This is a genomic window from Shewanella sp. ISS20 (assembly GCF_056522965.1).
On the sequence record NZ_JAWRZK010000001.1, the window covers coordinates 977822 to 991179 of the forward strand.

Genomic DNA, 13358 nt, shown 5'->3' on the forward strand with positions numbered 1-13358 from the left:
GGACTCCTTAAATCAATGCAGAAATCTGCTGCGCTTGCTCTTCATCGCAGCCTAAATGCAGTAACACTTCTAGCAAAATATTTTGCTTCTTCGCGGTATTATTGTTGGTAGTAACCCAATAACCACTCTGGCCAATTTCTTTAGGGTTGGCAGTTTTACTGGCATCTAACAAGGCTTCTTTACTGACCGCAAAATACAAGCGGCCACGGCCTTGCACTTGTAACACTTGTGAGAAATGCGCAGGATACAGGCTGGCTAATTGCTCAAGCACATATAAGAAACGACCCACGGCCCCTTTTTGGGTGGCTAATGCATTGGCATCCACTACGTTTTCAGCACTAATTTTACCAAGCTTAGGGCTTGGAGTCGGCAGTTTGATTTCTACCTTTTCCTTAACAGGAACTTCTAAACTTGGCTCACTGATAGTTTGTGGCTCAATTAATGGTGATGATTCAGCAACCGTAGAGGTGATTTGCAATAAACGTCGCAATATATCGGAGGCACTTTCGCCAATGCGTTCCGTTTTGCTGGCAATAAAGCGGTATAAATCTTCATCTACCTCGATATATTTCATCTTTAATCGGTTCCTTGGTACAACAACAATCGCGTAAGCGCAGCTTGCGATCGCAAAAAATAGTAAGTGGCTCAGTCTAAGTGACTTATTAGCAAATGATAAGACCTAAGTGAGCAAAATATGCGGTCAATTGCATTAGCTGGCGAATTACTGCGCCACCTAAGCTCGGTTCTGCTGACAAAACTTGTCAAATGTCCCTTAGCTAGTCAAAATGCGACGGCAGTCACAATGGAATTTTTATTATGCATTTTCAGGTTGCTGGTGAAGGTCAAGACCTTATCTTGATCCACGGCTTGTTCGGCAGTTTAGATAATCTCGCCAATTTAGGTAAGAATTTAACTCAGGATTATCGCGTCTTTCGCGTTGATGTCGCCAATCATGGTGACAGTCCAAGTTTAGCGCCGATGAATTACCCGGCGCTCGCAGCGCAACTACTTAGTTTTATGGATAGCCATAATATCCAAAGTGCGGGCTTAATTGGTCACTCTATGGGTGGAAAAATCGCCATGGCGACAGCGCTAACCGCGCCCGAGCGCGTAAGCTCATTAGTCGTCGCCGATATTGCTCCTGTGGCTTATCCCCCGAGGCATAATGAAATTATTGCGGCGTTATCGAGTTTAGATGTCAGTCACATCACCAGTCGCCAGCAGGCCATAGCGCATCTGCAAGCCGCTGGTATTGATGAAGGTGTCATTCAATTTTTACTGAAGAATTTGCGCCGTGCTGACGTTGGCTTTTGCTGGAAAATGGATTTAGCCAATATCAAAAATCATTATGCAGAAATCATCACTTGGCCATATCACGAGCAGCAATATACAGGTCCCAGTTTATTGATACGCGGCGGCGATTCTGATTATGTAGTACCAGAATATCGCGATGCGATTATTAGCCAATTTCCCACCATGCAAGCTAAAACCATTATGGCCACAGGCCACTGGCTGCATGCGCAAAAACCTGAGGCTTTTAATCGTTTAGTGCAGCGTTTTTTAAGTGACAAGGGCACTATAGCTGACCTCTAACTACAGCCACAAAGATTGCCCAGACTTGGCGCTATTGCTGAAGATGACCTGAGTATGTAGGCGCAGGTCACATGCCATTAACGAGTGGTCTTGCTCGATAATTGAGCGCATTTATTGCTCGTCAGGTTTAATCACCGGTTGGAGTTAGAATAATAACCACAAAGCAGCTCTTAAGCGCATGCCAGTTCCTTGAGCTCGCTGAGATAAATATGGTATATTCCCGCCCTCTTTTGACCAAGGGTGTGGTTAACAAGGATTGATATGCTTGCTCAATATATGGAACAATTCGAAACGTTAGGATTAAACCTCTGTTTCGCAGCATTATTCTTCTTTATCGGTATGGCGATTAGGGACGTGCTGAAGCAAGGCCAAGTCCCTAAATTTGGTCAATATATCGTTTGGTTGGTATTGTTCCTTGGCTGTGCTGGCTTTATTGTCAAAGGTATTATCCAGATTAGCTGGGAAGGCTCGGGAATAGGTTAATTTAAAAGCAAAATGGCAAAAGAAGCATTAGATAGAACGACCATTGACCTGTTTGCCAATGAAAAACGTCGCGGAAGGCCGAGAACGAATCCCCTGCCCCGCGAGCAGCAGCTTAAGGTCAATAAACGAAATCAAATCCAGCGGGATAAAGCCAACGGAGTAAAACGAATTGAGTTAAAGGTGTCACAAGATTTGTATGACGCCTTGAACGAACAGGCTTTGGCCAGTAATATCAGCCGCAGCCAGTTAATCGAGTTAATCTTGCTTGAGCAAATCGACTGCTGACATTTTTAGCACCACGATATAGTGACATCGCGAACTGAACAATTAAAGGAAAGACAATGGCAACTGTAGGTCTTTTTTTCGGTAGTGACACAGGAAATACCGAAGCCGTAGCCAAGATGATCCAGAAAAAACTGGGTAAGAGCATGGTTGATGTCAAAGACATCGCTAAGAGCACCAAAGAAGAAATCGCTGAATTCGATTTACTGTTATTTGGCATCCCAACTTGGTATTACGGTGAAGCTCAATGTGATTGGGATGATTTTTTCCCCGAACTTGAGCAAGTAGACTTCAATGACAAGCTAGTAGCCATTTTTGGTTGCGGTGACCAAGAAGACTATGCTGAATACTTCTTAGACGCCATGGGCATGGTAGGTGATATCGTCCAAGCACGCGGCGGTATTATCATTGGTCATTGGCCAACTGAAGGCTATGATTTTGAAGCCTCTAAAGCTCAAGTGGATGACAAGCACTTTATTGGTCTGGGTATTGATGAAGACCGTCAACCTGAACTGACTGAAAGCCGAGTAGATGCTTGGGTTAAGCAAATTTATGAAGAAATGTGCTTAGCCGAATTGGAAGACTAATCATACTTCCCTCTTGAAAGCGGCTTAGATGGCCGCTTTTTTGTTTTACTGCGATTTGCAGCCATTGCCTTAGTCGATGAATCCAACATGTTCTTAACACCTAGCCCCAAGCATTGGGATATTTTTTGCGCTGTGGTCGATAACTACGGTGATATTGGTGTGACTTGGCGCTTAGCTAAGCAACTTGCCCATGAATACCAACTAGACATTACCCTTTGGGTGGATGACTTGCATAGTTTCTCCCACATTTTACCGACATTAACCCCGCAAGCGGCTACACAAGTATTTAATAATGTCACTATTAATCAATGGAATCAGCCATTAGATTTGCCCTATGTTGCGGGAGACGTGCTGATTGAAGCCTTTGCCTGCGAACTGCCAGAAAGTGTTAAAGCGCAGCTATTAGCCCTTAAACAAACGCATCTGGCTAACCCACTCTCGCAACCACCGCCATTGTGGCTTAATCTTGAATACTTAAGTGCTGAATCTTGGGTCGAAGGTTGTCATGCATTACCATCGATGCAAGCCAGCGGTTTAAAGAAGTACTTTTACTTCCCAGGCTTTACCGATAAAACTGGTGGGCTAATTTGTGAGCACTATTTACTTAATGAGCGCGAGCGTTGGCAAGCTGATAGCCATAATAAAATGGCGTTATTTAGTGAACTTGGTTTGAGCGGTATCCATGCGGATGATTTCATTATCAGCGTGTTTAGTTATGAAACTCAGGCGCTGCCTGCCCTTTGCCAACTGTGGCAAGACAGCGCAAACAAGGTTCACCTACTCATCCCCAAAGGACGCAGCTTAAACAGCTTAAGTGCATGGTTAGACACTGCCATTGATGACTTAGGCCCTGGCGAGCATATTGAACGCGGCCAATTAAGCGTCCATATCTTGCCAATGACAGATCAGCAAGGCTATGACCGCCTATTATGGAGCTGCGACTTTAATATAGTTCGTGGTGAAGATTCATTTTTACGGGCGCAATGGGCAGCAAAACCCTTTATTTGGCATATTTATCCGCAAGAAGATGACTATCATCTGGTAAAATTAGAAGCTTTTATGCAACTTTACTGCGATAATCTGCCCCCAGAAATTGCGGGTTCTTGGCAAGATCTAACGCTTGCCTTTAATCAAGAACAGCAATCAGCGGTAACTTACCACTGGCAACAACTTAATCAGGTCAATTTGCCCTTGTTACAGCATGCTAAACAATGGCCAATTGATGCAATAAACACAGCAGACCTTGCATCTAGACTAGTGAATTTTGTCGAAAGTCGTTAAGATACAGCGCTGTAATACCAAAGCCAAAATATAGGAAATTTAGTAATGAAAACTGCTCATGAAATCCGTCCAGGTAACGTGATCATGTTAGATGGCAGCCCATGGGTTGTACAGAAAACTGAAACAACTCGCTCAGGCCGTAACGCTGCTATCGTAAAGATGAAGTTAAAGCACGTGCTGATCGATTCAGGCACCGAGACCACCTTCAAAGGTGAAGACAAGATGGACGTTATCGTATTAGAACGTCTGGATTGTACTTACTCTTACTATGCTGACCCTATGTATGTATTCATGGATTCTGAATACAACCAGTATGACGTTGAAGCTGATAACATGGGCGACGCTGCCAAGTTCATCGTTGACGGCATGGAAGAAACTTGCTCTGTAACCTTCTACGAAGGCAAAGCAATTTCGGTTGAAATGCCAACAACTATCATCCGTGAAGTAGGTTATACCGAACCTTCTGCCCGTGGCGATACTTCTGGCAAGGTAATGAAGCCTGCTAAGATCATCGGTTCTGACTTAGAAATCATGGTTGCTGATTTCGTTAAGACTGGCGACATGATTGAAATTGACACTCGTACTAGCGAATTCAAAAAACGCGTATAATTCGAGTCAATCGTTAAAAGCCAGCTTATGCTGGCTTTTTTATTATAAATTTTTTGTCGACGGCTGTATTTTTCGTGCCATCACGCCCTATTCCCACCTCGTGCTACGCATACCGTTACCTCAGCAATCTCATTAGGCTAATGGCACTCGTATGGCTAAGTTTGGGGGGCTAGATTTGAATTGCTAGATTCAAATGGCTTAATCTGAATGAATTAATCTGAATGGCTTAATGTGAATGAGATATAAACTGCCATCATTCACTATTGCCCTAACTCGCTGTATTCAAAAACAATGAACTTATTTTCCAATACTCGCTACCCAGCATGTAGACTTCTGATATTAATCTGCGCGCCTTAAATTAGCACTTCAGAGATAGGCCTCGCATAGCATTTCCTCACTTGAACACTATTTTAGCGATAAAAAAATAAGCGATAGATAATTCAAACATGGTTAAATTATTAATATAAATTTATATTCAAGATATACAAATAGTAGGTTAATTTAATACCTTGCCGTTTAGTCACATCAGTGTCACTGACATAAATTTCAAGCCAATTGGTTTTGTACAATTTAGTATCGTAAAAAAATTGTTGTACAAATTGCAACCAATACAAAAATCAGCACCACAAAATTTAAGCAAAAAAACGGCTCGCTAGGAGCCGTTATATTAAGCAGGGCTTATCTGTATTAGGCTAATAGTAAGAAGCCAATACAAGCAAATGCGGCACATATTAGCGTATAAGGTAATTGAGTTACCCCATGGCTAACCAGGTTACAACCTGAACCTTGAGCGGCTAATACCGTTGAATCTGAATAGAAACACGCTTGCGAGCCAAATGATGATGCTGATAATAATGCACCTATCACTAAGGGAATATTGGCATCTACCGCTTGAGCTAAAGGCATCACGATTGGAATTGATACCGCAAAAATACCCCAGCTTGAGCCAGTCGCAAAGGCTAATAACGCCATAGCAATAAATACTACGGCCGGTAATAATTGTGGAGTCATAAACGGGCTTAAGCTTTCAATCACGTATTGCGGCAGCATTAATTGATCGCAGACATCTTTAAAGATGAATGCAGCAATTACTGTGCTTATGGCTGGCAGCATGCTCTTGAAACCATCAATCATCTGCTCCATCATTTCAGCTAACGTCATCAGGCGCTGCACTGCATAATAAGGCAAAGTCACAGCTAAAGTGGCTAATAGCCCCATCCAGACGTCAATGCCGAAATAAACGGTAAAGCCCACCAGCAACAAAATAGGAACGAAGAAGTTATGCAGTTGCCCTTTGGCATCGGCATTTTCAAACTCTTCTTCCATGGCCTTGATGGCATATTCATCAGAGGTTTGTACTGAATCAAGATCCATTTGCGCAAGCGCTGGGTGCCCTTGAGCAGCTGCCAGTTGGGCTTTTTTCATTGGTCCAAAGGCTGGTACTATCCCTAAGATAACGAGCAACACCATAGCCACAGCAAACCAGGCATACAGCATATAAGGGATGGCTTGCATATAGACACTAATGGCCTGACCTTCAGGTGCAATACCATTGTCGACGAGTAAACCACCAAAGAATACCGCCCACGTTGATAACGGCACTAATACGCAAATTGGCGCAGCGGTTGAATCCACGACATAAGCTAACATCTCGCGTGAGATTTTAAACTTATCAGTCACGCGTTTCATGGTAGAACCAACAGTCAAGGCATTGAGATAATCATCAATAAAGATAATTAATCCTAATACGAAGGTCATCAGTAATGAGGATTTCGGGCCTTTAGCAAATTTAAGCGTTGCTCGGCCAAATGCCATGGCCCCCCCAGTTCTCACCAATAACGAAATAAGCGCGCCAAAACCGCCACACACTAAAATTAACCAACCTATGGTTTCATCGCCCATCACGTTCAGTGAAATTTTAGCAAAACTTGGCAATATCTGTGCAGGGTCAATTAATGACAAACCAACTAAGGTACCAATAACTAAAGCTAAAATTGGACGACGTAGCCAAATGGCTAACACTAAAACCACCGCGGGTGGAATAAGACTTAACGCTGTCACTTCAGACATGCACTTAGGTCCTCAAATAAACGCCTGAAATAGGCTAAGGTGAGTAAAATACAGCGTAATATCGCTGTTATTTCTGCTTTCAGTGGGGCGTAGCTTAATTCAGATCAGAATTATCCGATGCTGCAATTGTCAGCCTTATAAAACATCGCGCAGAAAATAAAACGCATTGACGATTGAGTCAATATTTAATTAATAATTGCTGATAATATTTTAAATATAATGCCTGCTGAATATAAAGCGCCACTAGCTGATTGTGAGATAGATCGCACTTTAACGCTGTGCTATTTATAAACAACTCCACAGAGGTTAATTTATATTCGGCCAAATATGATTCAGTCAACTCAACCAACGGCAAAGCTGCTTATTAATTGGTCAGCGACTTAATAATATATCTTTGTATTTCGTCCATCATTACCAACAACTACTTTACATTTTGTCGATAATAATGTTTGCCTTAAGCACGAATGGCTGGCAGCAGAATATTTTACTAACAGCACCACATAAAACCGCATAAATAATCAAAAAACACTTTCAACAGCCTAAGAATTTAGTTAATGTGCTGAAATTATAATTAAATCTGGCATGCGGCGAGGTAACCATGCGTCCAATCATCAAATCCAACAAATTAGATACGGTTTGCTACGATATTCGTGGCCCAGTTCATAAAGAAGCAAGACGGCTTGAAGAAGAAGGCCATCGCATTCTAAAACTCAATATTGGTAACCCTGCCCCGTTCGGATTTGAGGCGCCAGAAGAAATCGTCCGTGACGTGATCTTAAACTTACCGAGCGCCCAAGGCTATTGTGAGTCAAAAGGATTATTTAGCGCCCGTAAAGCGATTGTGCAGCATTATCAAGCTCAAGGTATTCGTGGGGTCGATATCGAAGATATCTATATTGGTAATGGCGTGTCGGAACTTATCGTCATGGCCATGCAAGGCCTGCTGAATACCGATGATGAAGTATTAATTCCAGCGCCTGATTATCCGTTATGGACAGCGGCGGCCAATTTAGCTGGCGGTAAAGCCGTGCATTATCGCTGTGACGAAGAAGCCGATTGGTTTCCTTGTTTAGACGATATAAAGGCCAAAATTAGCCCGCGCACCCGCGCCTTAGTCATGATTAATCCCAATAACCCAACTGGCGCCGTGTATAGCGAAGCCATGATTTTGGAATTGATTGAGATTTGTCGCCAGCATCAGCTAATTTTATTTGCCGATGAAATTTACGACAAAATTTTGTATGACGGTGCTAAGCACATTCCGGCCGCCAGTTTGTCCGATGATATTTTAACCGTCACCTTTAATGGCTTATCTAAGTCTTATCGCGCCGCCGGTTTCCGGATTGGTTGGATGATGTTAACTGGTAACTTAAAGGCTGCTCAAAGCTATATTGATGGCTTAGATATGCTTGCCTCCATGCGTTTATGTGCCAACGTGCCTAATCAGCACGCCATTCAGACCGCATTAGGTGGCTATCAAAGTATCAATGAACTGATTTTGCCAAGTGGCCGCTTAACCGTGCAGCGCGATGTGTGTATTGATTTACTCAACAGCATTCCTGGCGTTAGCTGTAAAAAGCCTAAAGGCGCCCTATACGCCTTCCCTAAACTTGATATTAAAAAGTTTAATATCAGGGATGATGAGAAACTGGTGTTGGATTTACTGCGCGATCGCAAAATCCTCTTAGTGCATGGCTCAGCATTTAACTGGCCAGAACCTGATCACTTACGCGTAGTCTTCTTACCTTGGAAAGAAGACTTGCAAAAAGCTCTAACGGAATTCGGTAGTTTCTTAGGTAATTATCGACAATAACAAACAGCGACTTCGGTCGCTGTTTTGCTATTGGCTGCTCGCTGCGATACTCTGCAGTTAACAGACTAGATAAGGATACCTATGAGCCATTTTTTTGCCCACATGGCCAGAATGAAGTTAATTCAGCGTTGGCCATTAATGCACAATGTCCGCACCGAAAACGTGCAAGAGCATTCACTTCAAGTTGCTATGGTGGCCCACGCGTTAGCCGTGATCAGCAATCAATACCATCAAGCGCAATTTGACCCCTACCGCGCCGCCACTATCGCCATTTACCATGATGCCAGTGAAGTACTCACGGGCGACTTGCCGACACCGGTTAAGTATTTCAACAAAGATATTGAAGCTGAATATAAAAAGATTGAGGCCATCGCCGAAACCCATTTAGTCAATATGCTGCCGGAGTTACTCCGCCCAGATTTCGAATCTTTATTAGTCACTAGCCACATACCGCCTGAATACAAGGCTTTAGTAAAATCAGCAGATACCTTATGCGCCTACCTTAAGTGTTTAGAAGAAAGCCGCGCCGGTAATGATGAGTTTTTTACTGCCAAACGCCGCCTTGAAGAAAGATTGACTCAAGATGCTTTACCTGCGGTGCAAGACTTCATTCAGTTATTTATTCCAAGCTTTAGGCTCAATCTCGATCAAATTAATCAGATGTTATAGGAAGCGTATGGAAATCTGGCAACAAAGGCGTTTGGTTGAAGATAAACAAAGACGTTTTGATCAACGCAGCCCCTATCAGCGTGACCGCGCGCGCATTTTGCACAGCGCCGCCTTTAGGCGCCTACAGGCCAAAACCCAAGTTTTGGGGGTTGGCATGAATGACTTTTACCGCACTCGCCTGACCCACTCGTTAGAAGTATCACAAATAGGCACAGGCATTGCGGCGCTACTGCGAACTAAGCGCCCTGATTTAGTGCATTTATTAGGGGATGATGCGCTAATTGATGCGCTGTGTTTGGCCCATGATATTGGCCATCCACCGTTTGGCCATGGCGGCGAAATTGCGCTGAACTTTATGATGCGTGATTTTGGCGGTTTTGAAGGTAACGGTCAAACCTTAAGGATTTTAACTAAGCTTGAGCCTTATACCTTAGATGATGGTATGAATCTGTGCCGCCGCACCTTACTGGGGGTACTTAAATACCCAGTACTTAACAGCGCTATTCCAAGCCTAACCCAGCCATCGTCAATCAAACCCTTTGCTCAAGTTAAAGCCAGCGATTGGTTACCCAACAAGGCGCTCTATGATGATGATGCTGATATCCTTGAGTGGATCCTATCCCCCCTAGCCAGTAAAGATATTGAGCTACTGCAAACCCTACGTCCTAAAGCTAATGGGCAACTGCGCAGCGTTCATAAATCCTTAGATTGCAGCATTATGGAACTGGCCGATGATATCGCTTATGCGGTCCATGATTTAGAAGATGCCATTGTGATGGGGATAGTGAATCAAGCGCAGTGGCAAGAGCAAGTGCAACCTGTGATTGCCTCAAGCCTGGATGAGTATATTCGTGAACAGTTAAGTGGTGTCACCAAAGCCTTATTTTCTAATACTCATCACTTACGCAAAAACGCCATTGGCATACTAATTAACGCCTTAGTGACTGCCATTGATATTAATGACAACCCAGAGCTTTCGTGCGAATTATTACGCTATAACGCTTGTCTATCGGCACCGTTTGAGTTGTTACTTAATTGCTTAAAAACCTTTGTATCTGTCAATGTGGTGCATAAGCCTGAAGTGCAAATGCTGGAATACAAAGGCCAACAAATGATCATGAAACTGTTTGAAGCCTTTCAATCAGACCCCATGCGGCTGTTACCTACCAATACCCGCGCGCGTTATCAGCAAATGGATGCCAACCATGGTAACTCGACGCGCGTCATTGCCGATTATATTGGCGGCATGACAGATGATTTTGCCACACGTCTTTATCAACAACTGTTTAGCCCGTATGCCGGCAATATTCTAGATTTTGGCCCAGAGTAACGCTGACGGAAACAGTGAATGCATTAATAATTCGAATTTTTATTAATGCATTAGCATAAATGGTACCCATAAAAAAACGCGCCTCTTGCGCGTTTTTTGTGTTTTTTTGCATAGTGGCTTGCTTAGCTTGTTAACCTAACAAACTTGGGAACATGCCCTTAAAGCCTGCCGCGATCACTTCAATGCCAATAGATAGCATTAATAGACCCATTAAACGGGTGATGACGTTAATACCGGTTTTACCCAAAATCCGATAAATAATCGAGGCCAAGCTAAAGAGTAAATAGCTCAGTAAGCCAAAGATAATCACAGTCACAAACATGCCGAGTACATTCATTAAAGTATTGTGCTCAGCGGCAAACACTATCACAGAACTAATGGCGCCAGGGCCTGCCATTAATGGCAAGGCTAAAGGCACAACCGCAACGGATTCCATCGCCGAAGATTCTCTATCTTCTTCTTGGTTGCGTTTAACTTCACCAAGCTTACCTTGAAGCATAGACATAGCTATGATGGCAATCAGGCTGCCACCTGCAATTCTAAATGCCGATAAACTGATACTAAACATGTTCAAAATATGTTGGCCAGCCACTATGGTCACTAGCAGAATCACGACCACCGCAAAGTTAGCAACTTTAGCCGTATGCTTGCGATCCACATTGTTCTGATGACTTGTTAAACTCACAAAGACAGGTAATAACCCCACAGGGTTAATAATGGCCACTAAGCCAAGAAAAAATTTAACATAAAGAGTGATATCCACGAGTGTTTCCTTTGACGATAGGCAGCCGTCAATTGGCGATGGCTAATAAGGCGGCTACTCTACCTTAATGAGGTTAGACACTGAATAGCGATTTATTGTGATAGCTCACACTTTGTAAAAATATCAATTGTTGATGCTTAAGCACGTGCCTTCATCTAGTGATTAACAGTGATACCTCACCATTAACTAGAGAGATTAATCATAGCGCTTAATTAGGCTGATAAACGAGTTCTGAGCAACTTGCCATCGAGCCAACTAGCTTCTAAAACGATTCTTGCCGTGCTCTTTAGCTTCATACATAAGCTGATCGGCCTTATGTAAGCAAGATTCAAAATGGACGTCGGTATCTTCCCATTGAGTAATACCAACGCTTACCGTAATACCTATATCCACAGAATCGCTTATCTGAATTCTAAATTTTCGCAGCTCCGCCAGTAAGCGTTTAATTAATTGACTGGCTAACAACACCTTAGTATTAGGCAGCAACAAACCAAACTCCTCCCCGCCCAGCCTTGCGATGGTATCTTCTTGCCTAAGCGCCGACTTTAATAACTCAGATAACACCACTAACACCTTGTCACCGGCCGCATGACCATAGATATCATTAATCCTCTTAAAGTTATCAACGTCCAATACGCACAAGACAAAGGGCATAGCTTGGCGTTTACTGCGCGCGCATTCCCGCTCTAAGGCATTCATAAAGTAACGCCGATTGACTAAGCCTGTGAGTGAGTCTGTCATCACCATGTGCTGCAGTTCTAATTGATGGGTTTGCATATCAGTAACATCGGTAGCAAAGCCCATAATGCCAATCACCACATTGTGATTATTAATAATGGCTTTCTTTTTTACGGAAAAATGATGGGTCACATGATCATTAAGACTTTGAATGCTTTCCATTTGCTCAAGATCTTCACCGAGTGCTAGCACGCGGTCATCATGAGCCGAGATAGTTTTAAGGCAGCTTGAGTGGATAATATCTTCATCGCCAAAGCCTAACTGCGCATCCGCTGCAATCTTAAGATACTCGCGGCCAAGACGATTGATATAGACATAGCGCCGCGCCATATCTTTAACAAAAATAATCATGTCGGAATTATCAGCCACCAGCGTAAGTAATGCTTGGTTGATATCTATTAACTGCTCATCCGTGGACAATTTCATTGGTACTCTAACCTGATTATTTTATTAATATGATTAGTATAGCCAACCCATTGCATTTGCTGATGACAATGCCGATGAAACATCACTTATATAACAAGGGCTTTAATGAATGCTTGCGCTCTTATCATTTAAATCATTACTCACGAGGCACATCCTCTTTTAGCATTTTTTGCAGCAAGCTTAAGTTAAGCCATCGATCAAACTTAAAAGCCACTTGGTTAAGCTCACCCGCCGAGCTAAACCCTTGCCCTTGATGTAAACCGATACTAGCAAGATTGTCGCTATCAATAGCCGCTATCATGGTATGCATGCCCGCGGTTTTAGCTTCAGTAATTAAGGCTTGCAGCAATAAACGGCCAACGCCCTGTCCTTGATGTTCCGCATCAACATACAAGCTATGCTCCACGGTAAAGCGATTGGCGGCATAGGCACGAAAATGGCCATAAGAGCCAAAACCTAGGAGCTGCGATGCTGCCAAGGCGACGACTATGGGTTGCTGCTGGCTACGTTTAGTAATAAACCAAGCACTTAACCAAGCATCATCTCTTGGCGCTAAGTCATAGAGCGCTGTGGTATTAATAATGGCGTGATTCATCAGCGCTAAAATTGCCGCACCATCACGCGCTTCATTAGCATAAGCCAAGGTAATTGTTGTTGATGGCATTAAGATTTCCGTAGTCACTGCGCCCTTAAAAGGAAAATACATAGAGAACT

The 13358-nt window shown here is 43.2% G+C and carries 14 protein-coding genes; 9 read left to right on the forward strand and 5 right to left on the reverse strand.

Translation table 11 applies throughout. The features are described 5' to 3' along the window. Positions 1-7: 7 nt before the first annotated feature. Positions 8-574, reverse strand: a complete 567-nt coding sequence (gene seqA / locus AC1HDP_RS04450; protein WP_479637821.1) for a replication initiation negative regulator SeqA — start codon at positions 572-574, stop codon at positions 8-10. Positions 575-816: 242 nt separating this feature from the next. On the opposite strand from seqA, the gene AC1HDP_RS04455 reads away from it, so the two are divergent. From AC1HDP_RS04455 to efp, 6 genes are all read left to right on the forward strand, one after another. Beyond that, positions 817-1593, forward strand: a complete 777-nt coding sequence (locus AC1HDP_RS04455) for an alpha/beta fold hydrolase (RefSeq protein WP_479637822.1) — start codon at positions 817-819, stop codon at positions 1591-1593. 261 nt (positions 1594-1854) lie between these two features. Further along, the gene (locus tag AC1HDP_RS04460; RefSeq protein ID WP_140932684.1) at positions 1855-2076 is read left to right on the forward strand and encodes a DUF2788 domain-containing protein; all 222 of its coding nucleotides are present in this window, start codon (positions 1855-1857) and stop codon (positions 2074-2076) included. Positions 2077-2088: 12 nt separating this feature from the next. Then, on the forward strand, positions 2089-2361 hold the full coding sequence (gene ybfE / locus AC1HDP_RS04465) for a LexA regulated protein (protein ID WP_479637823.1): 273 nt from the start codon (positions 2089-2091) through the stop codon (positions 2359-2361). Between the two features lie 56 nt (positions 2362-2417). Continuing rightward, the gene (gene fldA, locus AC1HDP_RS04470; RefSeq protein ID WP_140932686.1) at positions 2418-2945 is read left to right on the forward strand and encodes a flavodoxin FldA; all 528 of its coding nucleotides are present in this window, start codon (positions 2418-2420) and stop codon (positions 2943-2945) included. A gap of 87 nt (positions 2946-3032) precedes the next feature. Continuing rightward, positions 3033-4226, forward strand: coding sequence for an elongation factor P maturation arginine rhamnosyltransferase EarP (gene earP / locus AC1HDP_RS04475; RefSeq protein WP_479637824.1), 1194 nt, complete (start codon positions 3033-3035; stop codon positions 4224-4226). Between the two features lie 45 nt (positions 4227-4271). Then, complete coding sequence (gene efp / locus AC1HDP_RS04480; RefSeq protein WP_140932688.1) at positions 4272-4835, forward strand: elongation factor P; 564 nt, start codon at positions 4272-4274, stop codon at positions 4833-4835. Between the two features lie 687 nt (positions 4836-5522). Here efp and AC1HDP_RS04485 read toward each other — a convergent pair. Continuing rightward, positions 5523-6905: a Na+/H+ antiporter NhaC family protein gene (locus AC1HDP_RS04485; RefSeq protein WP_140932689.1), complete on the reverse strand. Its 1383-nt coding sequence runs from the start codon at positions 6903-6905 to the stop codon at positions 5523-5525. A gap of 598 nt (positions 6906-7503) precedes the next feature. On the opposite strand from AC1HDP_RS04485, the gene AC1HDP_RS04490 reads away from it, so the two are divergent. The 3 genes from AC1HDP_RS04490 to AC1HDP_RS04500 all read left to right on the forward strand — a co-directional run bounded on the left by AC1HDP_RS04490 (position 7504) and on the right by AC1HDP_RS04500 (position 10717). Next, positions 7504-8718, forward strand: coding sequence for a pyridoxal phosphate-dependent aminotransferase (locus AC1HDP_RS04490; RefSeq protein ID WP_479637825.1), 1215 nt, complete (start codon positions 7504-7506; stop codon positions 8716-8718). Between the two features lie 81 nt (positions 8719-8799). Next, positions 8800-9387, forward strand: coding sequence for a 5'-deoxynucleotidase (yfbR, locus tag AC1HDP_RS04495; RefSeq protein WP_479637826.1), 588 nt, complete (start codon positions 8800-8802; stop codon positions 9385-9387). A gap of 7 nt (positions 9388-9394) precedes the next feature. Continuing rightward, positions 9395-10717 (forward strand): anti-phage deoxyguanosine triphosphatase, encoded by a 1323-nt coding sequence (locus AC1HDP_RS04500; protein WP_479637827.1) that lies wholly within the window; start codon positions 9395-9397, stop codon positions 10715-10717. 130 nt (positions 10718-10847) lie between these two features. Here the strand turns inward: AC1HDP_RS04500 and AC1HDP_RS04505 are convergent, their stop codons facing one another. From AC1HDP_RS04505 to AC1HDP_RS04515, 3 genes are all read right to left on the reverse strand, one after another. After that, the gene (locus AC1HDP_RS04505) at positions 10848-11480 is read right to left on the reverse strand and encodes a YchE family NAAT transporter (protein ID WP_140932693.1); all 633 of its coding nucleotides are present in this window, start codon (positions 11478-11480) and stop codon (positions 10848-10850) included. A gap of 255 nt (positions 11481-11735) precedes the next feature. Then, positions 11736-12644 (reverse strand): GGDEF domain-containing protein, encoded by a 909-nt coding sequence (locus tag AC1HDP_RS04510; protein ID WP_479637828.1) that lies wholly within the window; start codon positions 12642-12644, stop codon positions 11736-11738. Between the two features lie 136 nt (positions 12645-12780). Continuing rightward, on the reverse strand, positions 12781-13350 hold the full coding sequence (locus tag AC1HDP_RS04515; protein ID WP_479637829.1) for an N-acetyltransferase family protein: 570 nt from the start codon (positions 13348-13350) through the stop codon (positions 12781-12783). Positions 13351-13358 lie beyond the last annotated feature (8 nt).